This window comes from Phenylobacterium sp. Root1290 (genome assembly GCF_001425305.1).
In the GTDB taxonomy this organism is placed as follows: domain Bacteria; phylum Pseudomonadota; class Alphaproteobacteria; order Caulobacterales; family Caulobacteraceae; genus Phenylobacterium.
This window is the reverse complement of the sequence record NZ_LMEE01000001.1, coordinates 391,240-414,969: the sequence shown is the minus strand read 5'-3', so window position 1 is coordinate 414,969 and position 23,730 is coordinate 391,240. Positions and strand designations below refer to the sequence as shown.

At 66.1% G+C, this 23,730-nt stretch carries 18 protein-coding genes; 11 read left to right on the top strand and 7 right to left on the bottom strand.

Annotated features, from left to right (window positions below):
* Positions 1-18 precede the first annotated feature (18 nt).
* The 4 genes from ASC79_RS01975 to ASC79_RS01960 all read left to right on the top strand — a co-directional run bounded on the left by ASC79_RS01975 (position 19) and on the right by ASC79_RS01960 (position 6,538).
* Positions 19-2,217 carry an RNA degradosome polyphosphate kinase gene (locus tag ASC79_RS01975; RefSeq protein WP_056018919.1) on the top strand — a complete coding sequence of 733 codons (2,199 nt, stop codon included), beginning with the start codon at positions 19-21 and terminating at the stop codon, positions 2,215-2,217.
* Positions 2,198-3,733: a Ppx/GppA phosphatase family protein gene (locus ASC79_RS01970; RefSeq protein WP_056018916.1), complete on the top strand. Its 1,536-nt coding sequence runs from the start codon at positions 2,198-2,200 to the stop codon at positions 3,731-3,733. Before ASC79_RS01975 ends, ASC79_RS01970 begins: the two co-directional genes overlap by 20 nt.
* 90 nt (positions 3,734-3,823) lie before the next feature.
* Complete coding sequence (locus ASC79_RS01965; protein ID WP_056018913.1) at positions 3,824-5,194, top strand: alkaline phosphatase; 1,371 nt, start codon at positions 3,824-3,826, stop codon at positions 5,192-5,194.
* Between the two features lie 90 nt (positions 5,195-5,284).
* Complete coding sequence (locus tag ASC79_RS01960; RefSeq protein WP_056018907.1) at positions 5,285-6,538, top strand: serine hydrolase; 1,254 nt, start codon at positions 5,285-5,287, stop codon at positions 6,536-6,538.
* A gap of 398 nt (positions 6,539-6,936) precedes the next feature.
* Here ASC79_RS01960 and ASC79_RS01955 read toward each other — a convergent pair whose 3' ends face one another.
* Positions 6,937-7,869, bottom strand: a complete 933-nt coding sequence (locus ASC79_RS01955) for a LysR family transcriptional regulator (protein ID WP_235528711.1) — start codon at positions 7,867-7,869, stop codon at positions 6,937-6,939.
* A gap of 78 nt (positions 7,870-7,947) precedes the next feature.
* Between ASC79_RS01955 and ASC79_RS01950 the strand changes: the two genes are divergently transcribed.
* Positions 7,948-9,108 carry an MFS transporter gene (locus ASC79_RS01950; protein WP_056020891.1) on the top strand — a complete coding sequence of 387 codons (1,161 nt, stop codon included), beginning with the start codon at positions 7,948-7,950 and terminating at the stop codon, positions 9,106-9,108.
* Positions 9,109-9,129: 21 nt separating this feature from the next.
* On the opposite strand, the gene rnd is transcribed toward ASC79_RS01950, so the two are convergent.
* Positions 9,130-10,317 (bottom strand): ribonuclease D, encoded by a 1,188-nt coding sequence (gene rnd, locus ASC79_RS01945; protein ID WP_056018901.1) that lies wholly within the window; start codon positions 10,315-10,317, stop codon positions 9,130-9,132.
* 93 nt (positions 10,318-10,410) lie between these two features.
* On the opposite strand from rnd, the gene purM reads away from it, so the two are divergent.
* Complete coding sequence (purM, locus tag ASC79_RS01940) at positions 10,411-11,436, top strand: phosphoribosylformylglycinamidine cyclo-ligase (RefSeq protein ID WP_056018898.1); 1,026 nt, start codon at positions 10,411-10,413, stop codon at positions 11,434-11,436.
* Positions 11,437-11,456: 20 nt separating this feature from the next.
* Here purM and ASC79_RS01935 read toward each other — a convergent pair whose 3' ends face one another.
* The 4 genes from ASC79_RS01935 to ndk form a co-directional block, all read right to left on the bottom strand.
* Complete coding sequence (locus tag ASC79_RS01935) at positions 11,457-12,236, bottom strand: enoyl-CoA hydratase/isomerase family protein (protein ID WP_056018896.1); 780 nt, start codon at positions 12,234-12,236, stop codon at positions 11,457-11,459.
* On the bottom strand, positions 12,233-13,453 hold the full coding sequence (locus tag ASC79_RS01930; protein ID WP_056018893.1) for a CoA transferase: 1,221 nt from the start codon (positions 13,451-13,453) through the stop codon (positions 12,233-12,235). The genes ASC79_RS01935 and ASC79_RS01930 overlap by 4 nt, the downstream gene beginning before the upstream one ends.
* 9 nt (positions 13,454-13,462) lie before the next feature.
* Entirely contained in the window at positions 13,463-14,620 is a 1,158-nt protein-coding gene (locus ASC79_RS01925; RefSeq protein WP_056018890.1) for an acyl-CoA dehydrogenase family protein, read from the bottom strand.
* A 535-nt stretch (positions 14,621-15,155) separates the two neighbouring features.
* The gene (gene ndk / locus ASC79_RS01920) at positions 15,156-15,575 is read right to left on the bottom strand and encodes a nucleoside-diphosphate kinase (protein WP_056018887.1); all 420 of its coding nucleotides are present in this window, start codon (positions 15,573-15,575) and stop codon (positions 15,156-15,158) included.
* A 134-nt stretch (positions 15,576-15,709) separates the two neighbouring features.
* On the opposite strand from ndk, the gene ASC79_RS01915 reads away from it, so the two are divergent.
* Both ASC79_RS01915 and ASC79_RS01910 read left to right on the top strand, forming a co-directional pair.
* The gene (locus ASC79_RS01915) at positions 15,710-17,596 is read left to right on the top strand and encodes an ABC-F family ATP-binding cassette domain-containing protein (protein WP_056018885.1); all 1,887 of its coding nucleotides are present in this window, start codon (positions 15,710-15,712) and stop codon (positions 17,594-17,596) included.
* Between the two features lie 38 nt (positions 17,597-17,634).
* Positions 17,635-18,450 carry a potassium channel family protein gene (locus tag ASC79_RS01910; protein WP_056018882.1) on the top strand — a complete coding sequence of 272 codons (816 nt, stop codon included), beginning with the start codon at positions 17,635-17,637 and terminating at the stop codon, positions 18,448-18,450.
* 112 nt (positions 18,451-18,562) lie between these two features.
* Here ASC79_RS01910 and ASC79_RS20980 read toward each other — a convergent pair whose 3' ends face one another.
* Positions 18,563-18,733, bottom strand: coding sequence for a hypothetical protein (locus tag ASC79_RS20980; RefSeq protein WP_156378303.1), 171 nt, complete (start codon positions 18,731-18,733; stop codon positions 18,563-18,565).
* A 334-nt stretch (positions 18,734-19,067) separates the two neighbouring features.
* Between ASC79_RS20980 and ASC79_RS01905 the strand changes: the two genes are divergently transcribed.
* From ASC79_RS01905 to ASC79_RS01895, 3 genes are read left to right on the top strand one after another with little or no spacing between them, the layout of a single operon-like run.
* On the top strand, positions 19,068-20,849 hold the full coding sequence (locus ASC79_RS01905) for an FAD-dependent oxidoreductase (protein WP_200937064.1): 1,782 nt from the start codon (positions 19,068-19,070) through the stop codon (positions 20,847-20,849).
* Positions 20,840-22,666 (top strand): 2-oxoacid:acceptor oxidoreductase subunit alpha, encoded by a 1,827-nt coding sequence (locus ASC79_RS01900; protein ID WP_056018875.1) that lies wholly within the window; start codon positions 20,840-20,842, stop codon positions 22,664-22,666. Before ASC79_RS01905 ends, ASC79_RS01900 begins: the two co-directional genes overlap by 10 nt.
* On the top strand, positions 22,663-23,718 hold the full coding sequence (locus tag ASC79_RS01895) for a 2-oxoacid:ferredoxin oxidoreductase subunit beta (protein ID WP_056018871.1): 1,056 nt from the start codon (positions 22,663-22,665) through the stop codon (positions 23,716-23,718). Before ASC79_RS01900 ends, ASC79_RS01895 begins: the two co-directional genes overlap by 4 nt.
* The last annotated feature ends 12 nt before the right edge of the window (positions 23,719-23,730 follow it).

Genomic DNA, 23,730 nt, shown 5'->3' with positions numbered 1-23,730 from the left:
CCTACGGAAGCGCCCTCGATGACCTACGCGGCTCCTACTCCGCGGCCCGCCGACGCCAGTCCTCTGGCCCTCGACGCCGACCTCTTCGGCTCGCCAGACCGTTTCTATAATCGCGAACTTTCCTGGCTCGCCTTCAACGAGCGCGTCCTGGACGAGAGCAAGAACCCGCGCCATCCGCTGCTGGAGCGCCTGCGGTTCCTTTCGATCTCAGCCAATAATCTCGACGAATTCTACATGGTCCGCGTGGCCGGCCTGAAGGCCCAGGCGCGCGAGGGCGTGCGTGTCGTGTCGCAGGACGGCCTGACCCCGGTCGAACAGCTCATCCGCGTCAACGCCGAAGCCGCCAATCTGATGGCCGACCAGCAGGCGCAGTGGCGTCGGCTGCGTGAGGAACTCGCCGGCGAAGGCATGACGGTCGTGATGGCCGACGAGGTCACGCCGACCGAGAAGCAGGCGCTGGAAGAGATATTCCTCTCAAGGGTCTTCCCGGTTCTGACTCCGCTGGCCATCGACCCGGCGCATCCCTTCCCTTTCATTCCGAACCTGGCCTTCTCGATCGTGCTCAAGCTGAAGGGCAAGTCCGACGGACGCATGCTCTATGCCCTGGTGCCGATCCCCGCCCAGGTCGCCAGGTTCTGGGAACTGCCGGCCGCCCCCAGCCGCCGCAAGCGGCCGGAGCGGCGCTCCATCAGCCTGGAGAGCCTGACCGCGCTGTTTCTGGACCACCTGTTCCCTGACAGCGACGTCGAGGCCCTGGGGGTCATCCGCCTGATCCGCGACAGCGACGTCGAAATAGAGGAAGAGGCCGAAGACCTGGTCCGTGAGTTCGAGGTTCGCCTCAAACAGCGCCGGCTGGGCTCGGTGGTGCGCGTCGAGATCGAAGCGGCCATGCCGCAGGATCTGCGCACCTTCATCGTCGAGAACCTGCACGCCAAGGACGAGGACATCATCCTCATCGACGGCTTGCTCGGTCTTGACGAGCTGTCGCAGCTCATCCCGTCGAACCGACCCGACCTGAAGTTCAAGCCGTTCGAAGCACGCTTCCCCGAGCGCATCCGCGACTATGGCGGCGACTGCTTCGCGGCCATTCGCGACAAGGACATCCTGGTCCACCACCCATTCGAGAGCTTCGATGTGGTGATCCAATTCATCAGACAGGCGGCCCGCGACCCCAACGTCCTGGCGATCAAGCAGACGCTCTATAGGACCTCGTCCGACAGCCCCATCGTGGCGGCGCTGATCGAGGCAGCTGAGAACGGCAAGAACGTCACGGCCCTGGTCGAGATCAAGGCGCGCTTCGACGAAGAGGCGAACCTGAAGTGGGCGCGCGATCTGGAACGCGCCGGCGTGCACGTCGTCTTCGGCTTCGTGGAGTACAAGACCCACGCCAAGCTCTCGATGGTCGTGCGCAAGGAAGGCGACCAACTGCGGACCTACTGCCACTTCGGCACCGGCAACTATCACCCAATCACGGCGCGGATTTACACCGACCTGTCGCTGTTCACCTGCGACCCGGCGCTGGGCCGCGACTCCGCCAAGGTGTTCAACTTCATCACGGGCTACGCGCGCCCGGAACATCTCGAGAAGCTGTCCCCCTCGCCGCTGACCATGAAGGCCGATCTGCTGACATTCATCATGCGCGAGGTGCAGAACGCCCGCGCTGGAAAGCCTGCCGGGATCTGGGCCAAGCTGAACTCGCTGGTCGATCCGGTGATCATCGATGCTCTCTACGAAGCCAGTCAGGCCGGCGTGGAGATCGACCTGGTGATCCGCGGCATCTGCTGCCTGCGCCCCGGCGTGCCCGGACTGTCCGAGAACATCCGCGTGAAGTCGATCGTCGGGCGGTTCCTCGAACACGCCCGAGTCGTCGCCTTCGCCAACGGCGCGCCCATGCCCGCGGCCGAGAACCGCGTGTTCATCTCGTCGGCCGACTGGATGCCGCGGAACCTCGATCGGCGCGTGGAATGCCTGACACCTGTCGAGAACCCGACAGTCCACCAGCAAGTTCTGCAGCAGATCATGGTGGCCAATCTGAAGGATGAAGCGCAAAGCTGGACGCTCGACGCGGACGGCCGCTATACCCGGGACCCATCATGGGACCACCCGGGCGCCTTCTCCGCGCACGAGTACTTCATGACCAACCCCAGCCTGTCCGGCCGGGGGCAGAAGGTGAAGGACATGCCGCGCGCGATCGATCATGTGGCCCCGCGCGGATAGCCGGGCTTTCCAAGGCGACCCTGGGGCCGGTGCGTTTCAGGATCCAAGCTCTCGCCAGACCGCCGTCATCGACGTCGGCTCCAATTCCGTGCGCCTGGTCATTTATCGGCTCGAAGGCCGCGCAATCTGGACGGTCTTCAACGAAAAGGCGCTGGCCGGGCTAGGCCGCGATCTGCCTGCGACCGGCCGCCTGTCGCCGGAGGGCGTCGAGACCGCCCTGGTCGCGCTCCGGCGCTTCCGAGCCGCTCTTAGCGGTTGGAACCGGGCGGATATCTTCGCCGTCGCCACCGCCGCCGTTCGCGAAGCATCTGACGGCGCAGCCTTCCTCGCTCGCGTTGAAATGGAAACCGGTCTTCGACTGAGGGTCCTCTCTGGGGCCGAAGAAGCCCGCTACGCCGCACTGGGCGTGGTCGCCGGCCAGCCTGACGCGGCCGGCGTCGTCGGCGACCTTGGCGGCTCCAGCCTCGAGCTTGTTCACCTGGACCCCGCGGCGCCGCGTGAGGGCATCACCCTGCCCCTCGGCCCCTTCGCGCTGGGCGCCCCCCGCCCGCTGGACGTCGAGAAAGTCCGCAAGATCATCGACCAGCGCATCGACGGCGCAGGACTGGCGTTCCGCTCGCGTGAGTTCCACGCCGTCGGCGGCGCCTGGCGGAACCTGGCGTTGCTGCACATGGAGATGGCGGATTACCCGCTGCGCGTCGCACACCAGTACGAGATGAACCGCTCCGACGCGGTCGATGTCGCGCGCTTCGTCGCCCGGCAGTCGAAGGGCAGCCTGGAGCGGATGCAGGGACTCTCTAAGAAGCGTTTCGACACCCTGCCCTATTCCGCCCTCGTGCTCGACGCCCTGATCGAGCGCCTGGGCATCGAACGCATCGTCATCTCGGCCTACGGCCTGCGCGAGGGCCTGCTGCTGGAAGCGATGCCCGCGGATGAAGCCGCGCGCGATCCGCTGGTCGAGGGCTGCGAGGCCCTTACGACGGTCCGCGGCCTGTCCTCGGACCTGGGCTCGGCGCTGCAGGACTGGCTCCAGCCGGCATTCAGCCGATTGCCCCCCGTATTCGGCGCCCGCGAGCCGACGCTGAACGCCGCCGCCTGCCGTCTCGCCGACCTCGGCGCGCGGTTGCACCCCGACCATCGCGGCGAGCTGGCCTTCGAACAGGTGTTGCGTGCACCCATCGCCGGGATGAACCATCCGGAGCGGGCGTTCCTGGCGAGCGCCGCCTTCGCCCGCCACTCCTCTGCCCCGAACACACCCGACCCGCAGACAGTCGCCAAGGTCCTGTCGACGGAACGCCGCCAGCGCGCGCGGGCCTTGGGCTCGGCGATCCGGCTCGGCTGTGACCTCTCCGGGCGCAACGCCAGCCTGCTTCCACACTCGACCCTGGCCATCGAAGGCGACCGGCTGGTCCTTTCGGCTCAGTCCGGATGGGGTGACATGCTGCTCGGCGAGCAAACAACCAAGCGCGCCCAGACCCTGGCCCAAGCCCTGAGGCTGAAACTTCAGGTCGGCTGAATCCGACTGCAATCAAGCCGTCATCTGCGTGTCACGCTGCTGTAGCCAATCGCGACCAAGAGACGCCCACCTGTATGGAGGGCGTGTAAGTTGGCGAACATCGGCGGCAAGTTGGCGGCGGGGCTCTGCGCCCTGGCCTTGACGGCGGGACCAGCTTCGGCGGCTGAGCGCGCCAAGAACGTGATCCTGTTCATCGGCGACGGCATGGGCGTCTCGACACTCACCGCGGCGCGCATCTACGAGGGCCAGAAGCGGGGTGTCGACGGCGCGTCCAACCGCCTCTCGTTCGAAGCGTTTCCGGACCTTGCCCTTGTGCGAACCTACTCGGCCGACAGCCTCGTCACCGATTCAGCCGCCGGCGCCTCGGCGCTGCTGACCGGCCAGCGGACGCTGAACGGGGCGCTGGGCGTCACCGATCAGATCAAGCTCGCCGACTGCAGCTCCACCAAAGGGCAGACCGCTCCGACCCTGGCCGAGAAGGCCAAGAAGGCTGGCCTGGCGGTCGGCGTCGTCACCACCGCTGCGATCACTGATGCGACGCCGGCTTCACTCTACGCACACACGCCGACCCGGCGTTGGCAGTCCGACGCGGACATGCCGCCCGAGGCGATCAGCGCGGGCTGCGTCGACATCGCCCGCCAGATGCTGGACGTCCCCAAGCCGGCGCAGTTCGACGTCATGATGGGCGGCGGCCAGGCGAATTTCGTCGCCGAAGACGGCAAGCGCATGGACGGACGCGATCTGACCGCCGAGTGGCGCAAGGCGGGCGGGCTCTACGTGCAGACGGAAACCGAGCTCGCCGCCGCTCCAAAGTCGGGCGCGCCCCTGCTCGGCCTGTTCGCCCCTAACAACATGATGCGCGAGAGCGCACGCCAGGCGACGGAGACCGACGCTCCGACCCTGACTCAGATGACGACCCAGGCCATCGAGCGCCTGTCCCGCCAAAAGAAGGGCTACTTCCTGATGGTGGAAGGCGCGCTGATCGACAAGGCGCACCACATCAGCCTGGCCGGCGATGCGCTGAACGAGACGGTCGAGTTCTCCAAGGCGATCGCGGCGGCGGCGGCGATGACCGATCCGAACGACACCCTGATCATCGTCACCGCCGACCACAGTCACGGCCTGACGATCAACGGTGGGGCTCGCGACACCTCTATCCTGGGCGTGCTCCCCGGCAGCGACGATGATCCCCCTGTGGCGCTGGACGGCAAGACCGTGCCTATCCTGATGTACGCGACTGGTCCTGGCGCGCCCGCGGCCGGTGAGGCTCGCTCCGTCCCGACCAAGGCCGACATCGACGACCCGGACCGCCTGACCTACGCCGCCATTCCGTTGATGAGCGCTGCGCACACCGGCGAAGACGTCACCGCCTACGCCCGCGGTCCCGGGGCTTCGAAAATCCGCGGCCTGATGGACCAGCCTGGCGTCTATGAGGTGATGCGCGAGGCATTGGGGCTTTAGCCGGATCGCCGCCTCAGCGTCGACAAGCCTAGCCAGAACACCGTACCGCCCCCTAGAATTCAACCAACGAGAATCCATAGGGGGAACGCAATGTCCGTTACACGCAAGGCTCTGCTCGCAGGGCTGCTCGCCTCGGCCGCCTTCGTCGCCGCACCTGCCTGGGCGGAGGTGAAGCTCAGCGACCCGGCCGAGGTTGGTATTTCGAAGGACGGGCTTGCCGCCCTGAACAAGACCTTCCACGGCCTGGTGGACGAGGGCCGACTGGCCGGCGTGACCACGCTGGTCGCTCGCCACGGCAAGGTCGTCCATTTCGACGCCTATGGTGTCCAGAACGTGGACACCAAGACGCCGCTGAAGCGGGACACCATCTTCCGCATCGCGTCGATGACAAAGCCTGTCACCGGCGTGGCCATGATGATCCTCTACGAAGAGGGCAAGTGGAAGCTGGACGATCCCGTCGCCAAGCACATCCCGGAGTTCGCCGACCTCAAGGTCAAGGGACCGGACGGAACCCTGGTCGCGCAGGCCCACCCGATGACGATGCGCGAACTGATGAGCCACACCGCCGGCTTCGACGTCTCAGGCGGCTATGCGCCCGACGTCACCGATCGCAACCAGCCGCTGCAGGCGATGATCGACAAGTTGGCCAAGCTGCCGCTGGCCACCCAGCCCGGCGCCGACTGGCGCTACGGTCCCAGCGTGAACATCCAGGGCTACATCGTGGAGAAGCTGTCGGGTCAGCCGCTGGACGTCTTCTTCCAGGAGCGGATCTTCGGCCCGTTGAAGATGCCCGACACAGGCTTTGCGGCGCCCGCCGCCAGCGTGCCGCGGATCAGCGCCATCCACTCGTATGACGCCGCCAAGAAGCTCATCGTCCCGCCGAACCCCGTCGATCCGTCGGTCAAGCCGGCGCTGCTTTCGGGCTCGGGCGGTCTGCTCTCCACGACAGAGGATTACTGGCGGTTCTCCCAGATGCTGCTCAACGGCGGCGAACTCGACGGGGCCCGCGTCCTGAAGCCGGAAACCGTCAAGCTGATGCGCCAGAACGTCCTAAAGGACGGCGTGCTGGTCGACCTCTACGGGCCGAGCATGCAAGGCGTGGGCTTCGGCATGGATTTCGCGGTGATCCTCGACCCCGCGAAGGCTGAAACCCCGCAAGGCAAGGACAGCTACTATTGGGGCGGCGCCTTCGGGACCTGGTTCTGGATCGACCCCACCAACGACCTGGTGTTCGTCGGCATGATCCAGAATCTGAATGGCTCGATCCCGGGCCGCGACACCCCTGAGGTTCGGGGAATTTCCTACCCGCTGGTCTATGGCGCGGTGACGGATCCGAAAAAGTAGGCGGCCAAACAGCAAGAAGGCGGCGCTGTGGTTGCCCACGGCGTCGCCTCCTCATTCCAGACCCGAGGGCCTGAAGGTCTTGAGGTCTTCGACCTACATGGCGGGCGAGATTTCTCTGGTCGGCCGTGTCTGTCGTCGTGACCCTTCTGATCTGCTGCTTTGGGTCGCCCCTCTGCGGCGTCTCTTGGAGCCTTCCGCTCGCTTCTCGTCCCGGTCTCCCGGTTCGCTGCGCCGCGTTTCCTTTCGACAAGTTGAGCCTCGCGCCGATGGATCGCCCATGCAAGCGCGGCCATTCGAATAAATATCCGCGTTCGGTGGAAAACCGGTGCGCAAGGCTGTCGACGAACGCCGATAGCCGAGGCGGGCCAAGGCCCTGAAGTTATCCACAGCTTCGCCGATCAGGGCAGCGTCGGCAGTCGGATATGCGCCGCGAGGAAGTCGATGAACGCGCGGACACGCGCCGGCAGACGCCCGCCCTGCCCCAGAAAGACCGCGTGGGCCTCCAGAATGTCGCCGGGATTGAAGTCTTCCAGCACCGGGACGAGCCGTCCGGCCCGAATATCCTCGGCCGCGGCGAACACGCTCATACGAGCCAGTCCCGCCCCCTCCAGCGCCAACCGTCGAAGGCTGGCGCCGTCGCCGACCTGTACGCCGCCCGCCCCTGGCAGATAGACGACCTCACCGTCGGCCCGTCGGAACGGCCAGTTCCGCACACTGCGCATGAAGGTGAAGTCCATCTGGTGGTGGCTCGGCAGGTCTTCCAGCCGGACCGGCGTGCCCCGCCGAGCCAGATAGTCCGGTGAAGCGACCACGACGGCGCGGCTCGCCCCCAGCTTGCGGGCGGTCAGATTGGAGGACCGCAGAGCGCCCATGCGGATCGCGACGTCGGCGCGCTCCTCAAGCAGATCGACCACCTGATCGGTCAGGACGATGTCCAGCGTCACCTCAGGGTGCTGCTCCAGGAAAGCAGGCACGAGAGGCAGCACGAACTGCCGGCCCAGATCGACGACGCTGTTGACCCGCACCCGGCCGCGAGGCGCGGCGCCCGACAGGACTTCACGCTCCGCCTCTTCGATGTCGGCGAGCACCTCGACGCTGCGGGCGAAGAACGCCTCGCCCTCCGGAGTCAGTTGCAGCCTGCGGGTCGAGCGATTGAGGAGACGCGCGCCCAACCGGGTCTCCAGGCGCGTCATCAGTTTGCTGATAGCCGACGGCGTCAGCTTCAGAGCGCGGGCCGCCGCCGAGAGCCCGCCGGTCTGCACCACACGGACGAAGACCTCCATCTCGGTCGAACGATTGATCTCCGCGCGCGACATATGATCTGAACTCACAACTGATGTTCCAGATGGCAATCTACTTCACACCCCGGAAAACTTCCATCTAGCGCAGGTCGCTGTTTGGAGAACGCCGTGCCTATCGCCCTCTACGCCCTCACCGCCGGCGCCTTTGGCATCGGCGTCACCGAGTTCGTCATCATGGGCCTGCTGCTGCAGGTGTCAGGCGACCTCGGCGTTTCGATTTCCGCCGCCGGACTGCTGATCACCGGCTATGCGCTGGGCGTTTTCGCGGGCGCGCCGCTGCTCACGATCGCCACGCGCAAGTTGCCGCGAAAGACGACGCTAATCGCGCTTATGGTCATCTTCACGCTTGGCAACCTCGCCTGCGCGGTTGCGCCCACCTATGAAACGCTGATGGCCGCCCGAGTGGTCACCGCGCTGGCGCATGGCACATTCTTCGGGGTCGGCTCAGTCGTGGCCGCGGGCCTCGTGGCGCCGGACAAGCGGGCCTCGGCGATCGCGCTGATGTTCACTGGCCTGACCGCCGCGACTTTGGTCGGCGTGCCGTTCGGCGCGTGGCTCGGCGACAGCTTCGGCTGGCGGTCGACGTTCTGGGCCGTCACGGCGATCGGCGTCTTCGCCGCTGCGGTGTTGACCGCCTTTGTGCCGCGCGCCCAGCAACCGGTCGAGGCCGGCGCCTTGTCGGAGGAACTGGCGGTGCTGCGCCGGCCGCAGGTGCTGCTGGGCCTGCTGATGACCGTGCTCGGCTTTGGCGGGGTCTTCGCCGTCTTCACCTACATCCAGCCCATCCTGACAGAGGTCACCGGCTTTCCGATCGCGGCGATCTCGCCGATCCTGCTGGTGTTCGGGGGCGGGCTGGTGGCGGGGAATTTCCTCGGCGGCAAGGCGGCGGACCGGGCGCTCACGCCGGCGCTATTCGGCACGCTGATCGCCCTCACCGTGGTCATGCTGGCCATGACGTTCGCCTTGGAGAGCAAGGTCGCCGCGGTGGTCTTTACGGGACTGCTGGGCGCGGCGGCGTTCGCCACCGTCGCACCGCTGCAGCTGCGGGTGATGGAGGCTGCGGGCGGAGCAGGCCAGACCCTCGCCTCCAGCCTGAACATCGCGGCGTTCAATCTTGGCAACGCGGTCGGCGCCTGGCTCGGCGGCGCCGTAATCGACCACGGGCCTGGCCTGGCCGCGGTGACGTGGATCGGAGCGATGATGCCCGCAGCGGCCCTGCTCACCGCCATGTTCAGCCAGAGGCTGGCGGCCCGAGAGGCGATCGCCTGACCGGCCAGCCGACGGCGGAGATCACTCCGCCGCTTCGGTGGCCTTCGTCTTGGGCGCCCGACGAACCTCGACGACCCGCACGCGGGTGCCGTCCAGGACAAGAGCCAGCTCGCCGCGCTTCAGACGCAGGGCGTCCTCGCCGAACGCCTCGCGGCGCCAGCCGGTCAGCGCCTGGGTCTTGGCGTTGTCGTCGTTGGCGATCTGCTCGAGGTCAGAGACCGTGGCGATCAGTTTCGACGCTACGCCCGCGTCTTCCGAGCGCGCCTTCAGCAGCACCTTGAGCAGTTCGACAACCGCGCCGGCGGCCGGCGACGGCTGGTGCTTTGCCTTCTCGACGACCGGGGCGTAGGCCTCAGGGTCCTTCAGCGCCTCGCGGACGGCGGCCAGAAGATCGGGGCCGAACCGCGAGCCCGAGAAGCCCTTGGGCACCGAACGCAGCCGGTCGAGACCGTCAGCATCCGTCGGCGCCTGGGTGGCGATCTCGTCGATGGCGTCGTCCTTGAGGATTCGACCTCGCGGCTGGTCGCGCTGCTGAGCGGTGCGCTCGCGCCACGCCGCCACGGCCTTGAACACCGCCAGATATTTCGCAGTGTGCCGACGCGGCCGCAGGCGCTTCCAGGCGTTTTCCGGGCTCACGTCGTACATGGCCGGATCGGTCAGGCCCTGCATCTCATCGACGACCCAGGCCAGGCGACCTTCCTTTTCCAGCCGCGCGCGCAGCATCGGGAAGAGCTGGGCGAGGTGCGTCACATCGCCCAGGGCGTAGACCAACTGGGCGTCGGTCAGCGGCCGGCGCGCCCAGTCCGTGAAGCGCGAGGACTTGTCGATCTCCACCTTGAGCATCTGGCGGACCAGGGCGTCGTAGGCGATCTGCTCCCCGAACCCAGCGGCCATTCCGGCGATCTGGGTGTCGAATAGCGGCGTCGGCATCGCATTGAGGTTGTTGAAGATTTCAACATCCTGGCGGGCTGCGTGGAACACCTTTTCGATCTTGGGATCGCGAAGGATCACCAGGAACGGCTCCAGGTCGATCCCGTCGGCGAGCGGGTCGATCACCGCCTCCGCATTCGGGGCCGCGGCCTGGATAAGGCACAGCTTCGGCCAGTAGGTCGTTTCGCGCATGAACTCGGTGTCCACGGCGACGAAAGGCTGGTCTTTGATCTTGTCGCAGAACGCCTGCAGTTCGGCGGTAGTTGTAATCGGCGTCATCAAGTAGCTATACGCTCGCGCAGGGCCGAGTCTGCAAGCGCCCGATGCGCGCAGCGGCCAGTTTCTAATCGTCCTAGTCCCTAAAGGCGTCACATGACAGACCGGCCCAATGGCCTCACCTACGCCCAGGCCGGCGTCGATATCGATGCCGGAAACGCCCTGATAGAGCGTATCAAGCCTCTGGCCAAGGCGACGCGTCGTCCCGGCGCCGATGCGGCGCTCGGCGGCTTCGGTGCGCTGTTCGATCTGAAGGCCGCCGGCTACGAAGATCCGCTGCTCGTCACGACCACCGACGGCGTCGGCACGAAGCTGAAAATCGCTATCGATACGGACCAACACGACACGGTCGGCATCGACCTGGTGGCCATGTGCGTCAACGACCTGCTGGCCCAGGGCGCCGAGCCGCTGATGTTCCTGGACTACTTCGCGACCGGCAAGCTGGACGTCGACGCTGCCGCCCGCGTCGTGGCCGGGATCGCCGAAGGCTGCACCCAGGCAGGCGCCGCCCTGGTTGGGGGCGAGACCGCCGAAATGCCGGGCATGTACTCGGAAGGCGACTATGACCTGGCCGGCTTCTGCGTGGGCGCGGTCGATCGCGGCGGCGTTCTGCCCAAACTCGACGCCCAAAAGCCGGGTGACATCCTGATCGGCCTTGGGTCGTCAGGTCCGCACTCCAACGGCTACTCACTGGTGCGTCGCGTCGTCGAGCGCTCAGGTCTGGCCTGGGACGCGCCGGCCCCGTTCGAAGACGGCAAGACCCTGGCGCAGGCGCTGATGGCGCCGACCAAGATCTACATCAAGAGCGTGCTGCCCCAGATCAAGGAGGGCCGCATCAAGGGATGCGCTCACATCACCGGCGGCGGTCTGATCGAGAACCCCCCCCGCGCGATCGCCGAAGGCCTGGTTCCGAAGTTCGACTGGGACGCCTGGACCATGCCGCCCGTCTTCCAATGGCTGTCGGAAGTCGGGGGCGTCGCCGAGCACGAGATGCGCCGCACGTTCAACTGCGGCGTCGGCCTGATCCTGATCGTCGATCCGCATGACCTGCCGGACGTGCTCGACGGCCTGCTGCACGCGGGCGAAGACGCGTTCGTCTGCGGCGAACTCGCCGCCGCCTAGATGGCTGCTTCAAGGGGGAGCTACTCCCCCTTGAACACCGCCGTCCGCTTTTGATTGAACGCGGCGACGCCTTCGCGACGATCCTTCGTCTTGAACAGGCGATTGTACTCGACCAGTTCCAGCGCCATCGCCTTGTCGAGCGGCAGCGCGGCGCCGCCGCGGACTACCTTTTTCAGCGCCCTTACCGACAGCGGCGCCTTGCCCGCGATCACGCGAGCCCGCTCCAGCACTTGCGGGATCAGCTCATCGGGCGGGGTGATGCGGTTGACGAGGCCGAATTCCAGCGCTTGCCCAGCGTCGATCGGCAGCCCAGACATCAGCAGTTCGGAAGCCCGTCGCTCACCAGCGGCGCGGACGATGTACTGCGTCCCGCCAAGCCCCGGGATGATCCCCAGCCCAACCTCCGGCAGCCCCAACCGGGCGGTCTGAGATGCCCAGGCGAAGTCGCAGGCCAGCGCCATTTCACACCCGCCGCCCATCGCCGCGCCGTTGACCGCCGCGATGACCGGGAACGGGCACGACAACTGCGCGCGGATCATGGCTTCGAACATGACATGCTGGTCCGACCATGCACGGTCACTCATGCCGTCGCGCTCCTTCAGGTCGGCGCCGGCGCAGAAGAACCGCCCTGCCCCGGTCAGCACCGCGACCCTCACAGAGCCGTCCTTGGACAGCTCGCCCCAAAGCGCCAGCAGTTCCTCCCCCATCGCGGTGTTCAGCGCGTTGGCGGCGTCAGGACGGTCAAGGGTGACGACCTTGACGCCAGGCGACGGCTCACTGACCTGGACGACCTTGCTCATTGTCCCTCCGGACCGGCGACGACGCCGGCGTCATGCAATCGGGCGATCTCGCCCTCCGAGAGGCCGAGTACATCGGCCAGGACCTCGTCGGTATGTTGCCCCAGCCGCGCAGCTGACGGAGCAGCCCGGCGCTCGTCCTGGGGAATCGTCCCGGCGAAGCCCGCTGTCGGGTAGGTGCGGCCGCTAGGATGGGACACCTGCGCGAACACGGGGTTGCCCTTGATCAGCCGCGGGTCCTCCGCGGCGGCGCTCATGGGTTGGTACGGTCCCCAGCAGACGCCCTCCTTGTCGAAGGATGGCTTCAGCTCCGCCAGCGTCTTGCGCGCAAACGCCGCTTCGAAAATTGGGAACAGCTTGTCGCGGTAGTCGAACCGAAGGCCTTCGTCGGCAGCGAAGCTCAGGCCGAGTTGCGCCTCAAGCCCTGCAACCTCGGCCTCGATCTCGAGAACCTGGATAAGGCCCTTCCACTGGCGGGGGGTGATCGCCACGAGCATGATCCGCTGACCACCCTGCAGCACGAAGTCGCGACCGAATGCACCGAACAGGTCATTACCCATCCTTTGGCGGTCCTGACCGCCGAGGCTTTCGGCCAGGAAGCCGAGGTTGGCCATCGTCGTGCCAGCGATGTCGGACAGCGGAATTCGGATCTCGCGGCCCTTGCCGTCCCGCTGCCGCGCATGCAGCGCCGACACCAGGGCGAAGGCGGCATAGGCCCCGGTCAGCAGGTCCCAGGCAGGCAGTACGTTGTTCACGGGACGCGGCTCCTGCGGAAACCCGTTCAGCATCGGAACGCCGACCGCGCTATTGACCGTGTAGTCGACGGCCGGCCCGCCGTCGGCCCAGCCCATCACGCGCGCGCAGATCAGATCGGGCCGCAAAGCGCTGAGCTTCTCGTACGACAGGAAGCCCTCGACCGGGAAGTTGGTGACGAAGACGCCGCCTTCGTCGCCGGGAGCCGCTGCCAGTCGAGCCGCAAGCTGACGTCCCTCGGGCCGCGAGAGATCGATGGCGATCGACTTCTTGGCCTTGTTCAGACCCTCCCAATAGAGGCTGTCGCCCCCATCGCTGAGCGGCCAACGGCGAAAGTCGGGTCCGCCGCCGATATTGTCGAAGCGTATCACCTCGGCGCCGAGCTGGGCCAAGTAGAGGCCGCAGGTCGGGCCCGCCACGAAGGCCGAGCCTTCGACAACGCGCAGGCCCTTCAGAAGATCATACATCCGCGGCCCTCAGAACGATTTCGGCATGCCCAGCACGTGGGTGCCCACGTGGCTGAGGATCAGGTTCGTGGATATCGGCGCCACCTGGTAGAGCCGCGTCTCGCGGAACTTGCGCTCGATGTCGTAATCCTCGGCGAAGCCGAAGCCGCCGTGCGTCTGAATGGCCGTATCGGCCGCAAACCAGGAAGCCTCCGAGGCCAGCATCTTGGCCATGTTGGCTTCTGTCCCGCAGGGCTCGCCCGCATCGAACATTGCTGCGGCCTTGTCGACCATCAGGGACGCAGCAGTCACCTGGACGTGCGCCCGCGCAATGGGGAACTGCACGCCCTGGTTCTGGCCGATCGGCCGCCCGAAGACCTCGCGCTCCTTCGCGTAGCCGCTGGCGCGATCGACGAAGAACCGGCCATCGCCGATGCACTCCGAGGCGATGAGGATGCGCTCGGCGTTCATGCCGTCGAGAATGTAGCGGAACCCCTTCCCCTCCTGGCCGACCAGGTTTTCCGCCGGAACCCTCAGGCCGTCGAAGAACAGCTCCGTCGTGGCGTGGTTGAGCATGGTCCGAACAGGTCGGATCGTCAGGCCGTTCCCGACGGCGTCGCGCAGATCGACAATCAGCACGCTCATGCCGTCCGACGGCTTGGTCGCGTCTTCGCGAGCGGTCGTGCGGCAGAGCAGGACCATGAGATCGGAGTGCTCGGCCCGGCTGATCCAGAGCTTCTGCCCCGTAATCACATAGTGGTCGCCGTCCCTCCGCGCGAAGGTGGAGATGCGGGTGGTGTCGGTGCCTGCGGTCGGCTCGGTGACCCCGAACGCCTGCAGCCGCAGCTCGCCAGAGGCGATCTTTGGAAGATACGCCTGCTTCTGGGCTTCACTTCCGTGCTTGAGGATCGTGCCCATGGTGTACATCTGGGCATGGCATGCACCGCCGTTGCAGCCGGACCGGTGGATTTCCTCCAGCACGGCGGTCGCCGCGGCGAGGCCGAGGCCCGAGCCACCATACGCTTCCGGGATAAGGACGGAGAGAAAGCCCGCGTCGGTCAGCGCCTGCACGAACTGTGTTGGATAGGTCCGATCCCGATCCAGCGCACGCCAGTATTCGCCTGGGAACTGGGCGCAGAGTTTGCGCACGGCCTCGCGGATTTCGGGAAAACTCTCCGTTCCGTGCAAACCAACCTCCGCAACCCGCCAAGCTCTCGGGACCAGCTAGCCCAAAGCCCACCTTGGGAAAAGCCTTGCCGCTACGTCACCTGGCCACGCCAAGCGTAAGTGTTCGGGCGGTCGAAAACTCCAGGCGACTCAAATACAACTTCGGCGAATTTGCGAATCGTTAACCAAGTTCTGGCGGAACTTCAGTCCGCTTCCGTTGTTCGAACCGGCATGGACAGCATGGACCGCAATGAACGCTTGCATCGTGAGGCCGTAAGCCTCTGGCGCGCGTTGAGCGCTGATCCTCCTCCCAGGGGACTGCGCGGCGCGAACCTTTTGGACGCTGCGCTGCACCTCAAAGTCGCGGACAAATACGACCGGATCCACTCCCCGTATCTGCGACCCAGCCAGATCGTTCGGCCGCGATAGCGCCTGAAACGAGAAGACCCCGCCCGGCCCAAGCCGAACGGGGTCTATCGATGCGGCTGGTCCGCTGGGGGACCGAGTGGGGCTCGTGGCCGCGCTTGTTCAACGCGGCCGGAGCTTAGCCGTTCCCTTAGCCGACGATCTGGTCGTCGGTGAAGAATTGAGCGATTTCGATCTTGGCGTTGTCCTGGCTGTCCGAGCCATGGACCGAGTTCTCGCCGACATTCAGGGCGAACAGCTTGCGGATCGTGCCGTCAGCGGCTTGTTCCGGGTTCGTCGCGCCCATGACTTCACGGTACTTCGCTACGGCGCCTTCGCCTTCCAGCACCTGCACGACGACCGGAGCCGAGGTCATGGTCTCGACCAACTCGCCGTAGAACGGACGCTCGGCGTGGACTTCGTAGAACTTCTTGGCCTGGGCCTCGGTCATTTGGATGCGGCGTTGAGCGACGATGCGCAGGCCGGCGCCTTCGATCACGGCGTTGATCTGGCCGGTCAGGTTCCGCTTCGTCGCGTCCGGCTTGATGATCGAGAAGGTGCGTTCGGTCATGGGATTTGCTTGTCTTATTGTTGGGAGGCGCAGGGGTCCGCGCGGGTGGCGGGCTTATAACCGCCCGATGTGACAACGCCAAGCGCACGACGGTCGCCTTCCGCGGCGCGCTCTGCTAAGCCCCCCCGCTCGCCATGCTGCAAATCAACGACCTTACCTTCGACTCCTGGGGCCGCCGCTTCTTTGACCACGCGAGCGTCGCCGTTCCTGTGGGCGCCAAGGTCGGTCTTGTCGGCCGCAACGGCGTCGGCAAGTCGACCCTGTTCAAACTGATCCTGGATCAGCTGCACGCCGGCGAAGGCGAGATCGGTTATCCCAAGCAGGCCCGCATCGGCTCGGTGGATCAGGAACATCCGGCCACCCCCGTCCCGCTGATCGACACCGTGCTGGCGGCCGACGAGGAACGCGCGCGCCTCCTGCACGACTTGGAGACCGCCGATCCCGAGTTGATGGGCGACATCTATGGCCGCCTGGCCGAGATCGGCGCCGATCGCGCGCCCAGCCGCGCCGCTGAAATCCTTTCCGGCCTGGGCTTCTCCAACGCCGACCTGACCCGCCCGATGGCGGAGTTCTCAGGCGGCTGGCGGATGCGCGTGGCCTTGGCCGCGGCGCTGTTCGCAGAGCCCGACCTGCTGCTGCTGGACGAACCGACGAACTACCTGGACCTTGAAGGCGCGCTCTGGCTGGAAAGCCGGCTGAAGAAGTACCCGCATACGGCGGTGATCATCAGCCACGACCGAGAGATCCTGAACAACTCCTGCGACCACATCCTGCATCTGCTGGATGGCAAGCTGACGCTCTACGTCGGCGGCTACGACCAGTTCGAGCGCCAGCGCGAGGAAAAGGCGCGCCTTCAGGAAGCCAGCAAGGCCAAGGTGGAGGCTCAGCGCGCCCACCTGCAGTCCTTCGTCGACCGCTTCCGCGCCAAGGCTTCCAAGGCCACGCAGGCCCAATCGCGCCTGAAGATGCTGGCCAAGCTGCCGCCAGTCTCGGCCGTGGTCATCGAGCACACCTCGCCCTTCATCCTCCCCTCGCCCGAGCGCCCGCTGGCGCCGCCGCTTGTGCGCCTGGAGGGGGTTTCGACGGGCTATGGCGACGCCCCGCCGATTCTCAAGGGCATGAACCTGCGCCTGGACCTGGACGATCGTATCGGCCTGCTGGGCGTCAACGGCGCCGGCAAGTCGACCTTCGCCAAGCTGGTCGCCGGCGCTCTGGAACCATTGAGCGGCGAGCTGAAACGTTCGGCGCGATTGAAGGTCGGCTGGTTCCACCAGCATCAGATCGAAGCGCTCGATCCCAACGACACGCCGCTGGATATCATCCGCGCGGCCATGCCCGAGGCCTCCGAGGCCAGCCGCCGCGCGCGCCTTGCCCAGTACGGCCTTGGCCACGAGAAAGTCGACACGACGGTCGCCAACCTCTCCGGCGGCGAGCGGGCAAGGCTGCTGCTGAACCTCGTCGCCGCCGAGAGGCCGCATCTGCTGATCCTCGACGAACCGACCAACCACCTGGACATCGACAGCCGCCGAGCCCTGCTCGACGCGCTGAACGACTACGAGGGCGCAGTGATCCTGATCACTCACGATCGCTCGCTGATGGAGTTGGTCGCCGACCGGCTGTGGCTGGCCGCTGACGGCTCCATCGCCCCATTCGAAGGGGATATGGATGACTACGCGAAGTTCGTGATCGATCGGGCCAAGCAGGCCGGCAAGGCGCCGACCCAGGTGCGCGAGCCCGAAGCCGTCGCCGCGCCCAAGCCGCCGCCCGCGCCCAGGGCCAAGGCTCCAACGGGAACCGCCCGCCGCCGCACCGAAGCGGCCGAGGCTGCGCTGGCCCGCGCCAGCCAGGCGCTCGCCAAGATCGACGCGGCCCTGACCAACCCGAAGGTGTTCGCCCAGGACCCGGCCAAGGCCGCCGACCTAGGCCGCCAACGGATGCTGGCCGAGGCGGCGCTCGAAGCCGCAGAGCTGGAATGGCTGGAGGCCAGCGAGGCCTATGAGGCATTGAAGGGCGAGGGCTAACCCCCTCTTCCCCTCCCTGCAGGCGAGCTTATGGTTGCATGATGCCCGCCGACGCGATTTCGCCCCCCGAACCTGGCCAACGCCGCCTGGCCCCGCGCATCCGCGCGCGGCTGCATGAGCTCTACTTCGGCAAATCCGACCGCTCGGTGCGTTTCCGGCTCACGGTGATCGCGATCGACATCGTCATGATCGCCTTCTTCATCGCCACGCCGTTGTTGCGCGAGACGGCAGTGTTCCTGTTCATCGACTACGCGATGGCCTTCATCCTGGCGGCGGATCTGGCGGCCAGGGCGCTGGCCAGCGACAACCTCGGCAACTGGATCAAGCGGCCAGTGACCTGGATCGACTTGTTCGTCCTGGTGACGCTGCTGTTTCCGCTGTGGCTGTTCAACCTGGCGTTCCTGCGCGTGCTTCGGCTGTGGACGCTGATCCACTCCGAGTTCTTCTGGGACACGATCGGCCGCCGGTACAACGAGACGCGGTGGGAGGACGTGGCGCGGGCCGCGTCGACCCTGATCACGTTCATCTTCATCATGACCGGCTTCGTCTACACGAGCTTCGCGCGGACCGAGGGCATAGGCGGCTATATCGACGCGCTCTACTTCACCATCGCCACCCTGACGACGACCGGCTTCGGCGACATCACCCTGCCGGGGACCTGGGGCCGAGTGATCTCGATCGTCACCATGCTGACCGGGATCACGCTGTTCGTGCGCCTGGCTCAGGCGCTGTTCCGCCCGTACAAGACCCGCTTTCCGTGCCCGACCTGCGGGCTGCAGCGACATGACGTCGATGCGGTTCACTGCAAGGCATGCGGCGAACTGCTGAACATCCCCAACGAGGACGAGGTCTAGCGCCGTGCCGGACGAAGCCCGCCTGATCTATCTGCTGCTTGTCCTGGTGGTGATCGCCCCGGCCGGCGTCGCCGCCCTGCGCCACTTGTTCCGCAAGCGCGACAAGTAGGGGCTATAGGGCGCGAGCCAGACGCAGGTTTGCAGCGTGCTCAGCCTGGGCGCGGCGCAGGTTGATCTCCAGCGACTGGCTATCCTGGCCTTCGTCCGCCGACACTTCGATCGTGCTTTCGGCGACTTCGGCGTGGTCGAACGGGGACGCGACTTCGAACGGCTGGTTCGGCATCGGAGGACCTCCTTGGCTGGTCGGCGAAACTGTTAAGCAAAGCTTGACGACAACCAAGCGCTTTCCCGTGTCAGGCGCATGAAATTAACGAGCCTTCACAGCTTGTTGAGCCCACGGCTCGGCGCCACGAGGCTTGACCGCGGACTGTGTCGCCCAGTCCGCGCCAATGGACAAAATGCAAGCCGAGACATCGAAAGCCGCAACAAATGTATTGGCTAGGGCGTCGATAGGGTCCTACCATCCTCGGGAACGCTGCGTCGCGGTAAGGCGAGTCTGCTTTCACTGACCCTCGTCTTCGCACCGCGAAAGAATGGCGTGTGGGAAGGAAGCGATTGTGCAGCGCACCAGTACCGAGGGGCCTGACTACTTTCATAAAGTCGTCGATTGCCAGTGGGCCTGTCCGGCTCACACGCCCGTACCAGAGTACATCCGCCTGATCGCCGAAGGCCGGTACTCAGACGCCTACATGGTCAACTGGAAGTCGAACGTCTTTCCGGGAATCCTCGGACGGACGTGTGATCGACCGTGCGAACCCGCCTGCCGACGGGGCCGCGTCGAGGATGAGCCGGTGGCCATCTGCCGCTTGAAGCGCGTCGCCGCCGACAACAAGGAGGACATCACGGGCCGGCTGCCCGCTCCCGTCGCGGTGTCGAACGGCAAGCGGGTGGCGCTCGTAGGCGCCGGCCCCGCCTCGCTCACGGTCGCGCGCGACCTAGCCCCGCTCGGATACGAGCTCACGCTCTTCGACGGGGAAGCCAAGGCGGGCGGCATGGTCCGCAGCCAGATTCCCCGTTTCCGCCTGCCCGAGGAGGTCATCGACGAAGAGGTTGGCTACATCACCGGCCTGGGGATGGAGATGCGCCTGGGTGACCGGGTCGACAGCCTGAAGGCGCTGCTGGCCGAGAACTACGACGCGATCTTCATCGGGTCCGGGGCCCCGCGCGGCCGCGATCTGGATCTGCCAGGGCGCCAGGAGGCCGCCGCCAACATCCACATCGGCATCGACTGGCTAAGCAACGTCTCCTTTGGCCACGTAGAGAAGATCGGCCGACGGGTGATTGTGCTGGGCGGCGGCAACACCGCGATGGACTGCTGCCGCACCTCGCGGCGGCTGGGCGGCAAGGACGTCAAGGTGATCGTCCGCTCCGGGTTCGAGGAGATGAAGGCCAGCCCCTGGGAAAAGGAAGACGCGATCCACGAGGACATTCCGATCCTCAACTTCCTCGTGCCCAAGGCCTTCACGCACGACAACGGCCGGCTCACCGGCGTGACCTTCGAGAAGGTCCGTCCTGAGTACGACGCCAAGGGCCGGCGCAGCCTGGTCCCATCGGGCGAGCCGGACGAGCACTACGAATGCGACGACGTCTTGGTCGCCGTCGGTCAGGAGAACGCCTTCCCCTGGATCGAGCGCGACGTGGGCCTGACGTTCGACGATTGGGGCATGCCCAAGGTCGATCCCCTCACCTTCCAATCGACGCTGCCGAACGTGTTCTTCGGCGGCGACGCCGCATTCGGCCCCAAGAACATCATCTGGGCCGTGGCCCATGGGCACGATGCGGCCGTCTCGATCGACAAGCTGTGCAACGGCGAGGATATCGCCGTCAGACCCCCGCCCGGAACCTCCATGGTCAGCCAGAAGATGGGCATCCATGAATGGAGCTACGACAACGATCCGGCCAATGACACACGCTATCGCGTGCCTCTGCGCGACAAGGGGGAATCCCTTCGGGACGTGCGGCTTGAGGTCGAACTAGGCTTCGACCGGGCGATCGCCTACCGCGAGACCCAGCGCTGCCTGAACTGCGACGTACAGACGGTGTTCGTGGAAGCCGCCTGCATCGAGTGCGACGCCTGCGTCGACATCTGCCCAACCGACTGCATCACCTTCACCGAGAACGGCGAGGAAGACGACCTGCGCGGCCGTCTGAAAGCGCCCGCCCCGAATCTCGAACAGGCGCTCTACGTGTCCGGCGACCTGCCGACCGGACGGGTGATGGTCAAGGACGAGGACGTCTGCCTGCACTGCGGCCTGTGCGCTGAGCGTTGTCCGACCGGCGCCTGGGACATGCAGAAGTTCCTGTTGGAAATGACCCACGCGGGGGGATCATGCCGCTAGAGGCGCTCAACGATTTTGTCGTCAAGTTCGCGAACGTAAACGGCTCCGGGTCCGCCAGCGCCAACAGCATGTTCGCCAAGGCCATCTTGCGGATGGGCGTACCGGTTGCGGCGCGGAACATCTTCCCGTCGAACATCCAGGGCCTGCCGACCTGGTTCGAGGTGCGCATCACCGAGGCCGGCCATCTGGGTCGCCGCGGCGGCGTCGACCTCATGGTGGCGATGAACCCCCAGACCTGGGACCGGGACGTCGCCGAGATCGAGCCTGGCGGTTACCTGTTCTATGACTCCACCAAGCCGCTGCCTCCATCCAAGTTTCGAAACGACATCACGGTCGTCGGCGTGCCGCTGACGGCGATGTGCAACGCCGCCTATCAGCTCCCGCGGGAGCGCCAGCTGTTCAAGAACATCATCTACGTCGGCGCATTGGCGGCGCTGCTGGACATCGAGATCGGCGTCATCGAGCAACTGCTGGCCGAGCAATTCGCAGGCAAGGACCGACTGATCACCGCCAATGTCGCAGCCCTGCACATGGGCCGCGACTATGTGCAGGAGCACCTCCAGAAGCTGCGCCTTCGAGTGCGGCGGGCGGACAAGGTCGGCGACCGCATCTTCGTGGAAGGCAACTCCGCGGCCGCGCTCGGCGCGGTCTACGGCGGCGCGACCGTCTGCGCCTGGTATCCGATCACGCCGTCGACCTCGCTCGCGGAAGCTTTTACCGGCTACTGTGACGATCTGCGGATCGATCCGGAGACGGGCAAGGCGCGCTACGCCATCGTCCAGGCCGAGGATGAAATCGCCTCGATCGGTGTGGTCGTCGGCGCGGGCTGGAACGGCGCGCGGGCGTTCACGGCGACCTCGGGCCCTGGCGTGTCGCTGATGACCGAGTTCATCGGGCTCTCCTACTTCGCCGAGATCCCCGCGGTGATCTTCGACGTCCAGCGCGGCGGCCCATCGACCGGCATGCCCACCCGCACCCAGCAGGCCGACCTGCTGGCGGCCGCCTATGCCGGCCACGGCGATACAAAGCACCCGCTATTGCTGCCCTCCGATCCGGGGGAGTGCTTCGAAATGGGCGCCCTGGCCTTCGATCTCGCCGACCGCCTGCAGACCACGGTGTTCGTCATGCTCGATCTGGATATCGGCATGAACGAGTGGCTGACCAAGCCCTTCGAATGGGACGACAACCGCAAGCTCGATCGTGGCAAGGTGCTGGGCTACGACGAACTCGAGGCCGGCGTCGAATTCGGCCGCTACCTTGAAGTCGACGGCGACGGGATCCCCTACCGCACCTATCCAGGCGCCCACCCGACCAAGGGCGGCTACTTCACTCGCGGCACGTCGCGCAATCCCTACGCCCGCTACAGCGAAGAGGGTTCCATCTATGTCGGCAACATGGAGCGGCTGCTGCGCAAGTTCGACACCGCGCGTCACCTGGTTCCAGCCCCTGTGCGTCGCGACGCACCGCGTCAAGCCCGCGAGGGCGTGATCTACTTCGGTTCCAGCACGCCGGCGGTGCACGAGGCGTTGGAGACCCTGGAACACTCAGGCCTGCATCTGGACGCCTTGCGGGTGCGCGGCTTCCCGTTCGCAGACGAGATCTTCGCCTTCATCGCCGCCCACGACCGGGTGTTCGTGATCGAGCAGAACCGCGACGCCCAGCTCCGCACGCTGCTGATCAACGAGGGCGACATCGACCCGTCGCGCCTGACGGCGGTGCTGCACTACGACGGAACGCCCATCACCGCCCGCTTCATCGCCGACGCCGTCCAGCGCCTGATGAGCGACCGCAGGACGGTCCCGGAGGCCGCTGAATGACCTACATCACCAAGCCCCAGCTTCATCACCCCCAGCTTAAGACCAATGCCCTGGGCTATACCCGCCGCGACTACGAGGGCTCGGTCTCCACGCTCTGTGCCGGCTGCGGGCACGACTCGATCTCCTCGGCGATCATCCAGGCCTGCTTCGAGCTGGACCTGCCGCCACACCGCGTCGCCAAGCTATCGGGCATCGGCTGCTCATCGAAGACGCCGGACTACTTCCTGGGCAATTCGCACGGCTTCAACACCGTCCATGGACGCATGCCCTCGGTCCTGACCGGGGCGAACCTCGCCAACCGCGACCTGATCTATCTGGGCGTTTCAGGCGACGGAGACAGCGCCTCCATTGGGCTCGGCCAATTCGCGCATTCCATTCGGCGCGGCGTGAACATGCTCTACATCGTCGAGAACAACGGCGTGTACGGCCTGACCAAGGGCCAGTTCTCGGCGACATCGGACAAGGGCTCCAAGTCCAAGAAGGGCGTGATCAACCACGACGCCGGCATCGATCTGGTCAGCCTGGCGCTACAGATGGGCGCGACCTTCGTGGCCCGCTCCTTTTCCGGCGACAAGACGCAGCTTGTCCCGCTGATCAAGGCGGCGCTCAGCCACAAGGGCGCGGCCTTCATCGACTGCATCAGCCCCTGCGTGCAGTTCAACAATCACGCCGGATCGACCAAGTCCTATGACTATGTTCGCGAGCACAACGAGGCCGTGAACCGAATGGATCTGGTCCCTGCGCGCGAGACCATCACCATCGACTATGCGCCCGGAGAGACAGTGCCGGTGGCCCAGCACGATGGATCGGTCCTGCACCTGCACAAGCTGGCCGAGCACTACGACCCGTCCGACCGCGTCGGCGCCCTCGCCTATTTGCAGTCGCGCCAGGCGCTGGGCGAGATCGTCACCGGCCTGCTGTTCCTAGACCCCGAAGCTCGCGATCTGCACGAGAACCTCGGGACCGTCGACGCCCCGCTCAACACCCTGTCCGAACGCGAGCTGGTTCCTGGCGCGCAGGCGCTGGCGAGACTTAACGCCGCCCTGCGCTGAGAGCCGACGGCC

Excerpts from the sequence above, each read along its gene's own strand:
- ASC79_RS01975 (WP_056018919.1), top strand. The coding sequence starts at position 19 with ATGACCTACGCGGCTCCTACTCCGCGGCCCGCCGACGCCAGTCCTCTG.
- ASC79_RS01970 (WP_056018916.1), top strand. The coding sequence starts at position 2,198 with ATGTGGCCCCGCGCGGATAGCCGGGCTTTCCAAGGCGACCCTGGGGCC.
- ASC79_RS01960 (WP_056018907.1), top strand. The coding sequence starts at position 5,285 with ATGTCCGTTACACGCAAGGCTCTGCTCGCAGGGCTGCTCGCCTCGGCC.
- rnd (WP_056018901.1), bottom strand. The coding sequence starts at position 10,317 with ATGACGCCGATTACAACTACCGCCGAACTGCAGGCGTTCTGCGACAAG.
- purM (WP_056018898.1), top strand. The coding sequence starts at position 10,411 with ATGACAGACCGGCCCAATGGCCTCACCTACGCCCAGGCCGGCGTCGAT.
- ASC79_RS01935 (WP_056018896.1), bottom strand. The coding sequence starts at position 12,236 with ATGAGCAAGGTCGTCCAGGTCAGTGAGCCGTCGCCTGGCGTCAAGGTC.
- ASC79_RS01930 (WP_056018893.1), bottom strand. The coding sequence starts at position 13,453 with ATGTATGATCTTCTGAAGGGCCTGCGCGTTGTCGAAGGCTCGGCCTTC.
- ndk (WP_056018887.1), bottom strand. The coding sequence starts at position 15,575 with ATGACCGAACGCACCTTCTCGATCATCAAGCCGGACGCGACGAAGCGG.
- ASC79_RS01915 (WP_056018885.1), top strand. The coding sequence starts at position 15,710 with ATGCTGCAAATCAACGACCTTACCTTCGACTCCTGGGGCCGCCGCTTC.
- ASC79_RS01910 (WP_056018882.1), top strand. The coding sequence starts at position 17,635 with ATGATGCCCGCCGACGCGATTTCGCCCCCCGAACCTGGCCAACGCCGC.
- ASC79_RS20980 (WP_156378303.1), bottom strand. The coding sequence starts at position 18,733 with ATGCCGAACCAGCCGTTCGAAGTCGCGTCCCCGTTCGACCACGCCGAA.
- ASC79_RS01900 (WP_056018875.1), top strand. The coding sequence starts at position 20,840 with ATGCCGCTAGAGGCGCTCAACGATTTTGTCGTCAAGTTCGCGAACGTA.
- ASC79_RS01895 (WP_056018871.1), top strand. The coding sequence starts at position 22,663 with ATGACCTACATCACCAAGCCCCAGCTTCATCACCCCCAGCTTAAGACC.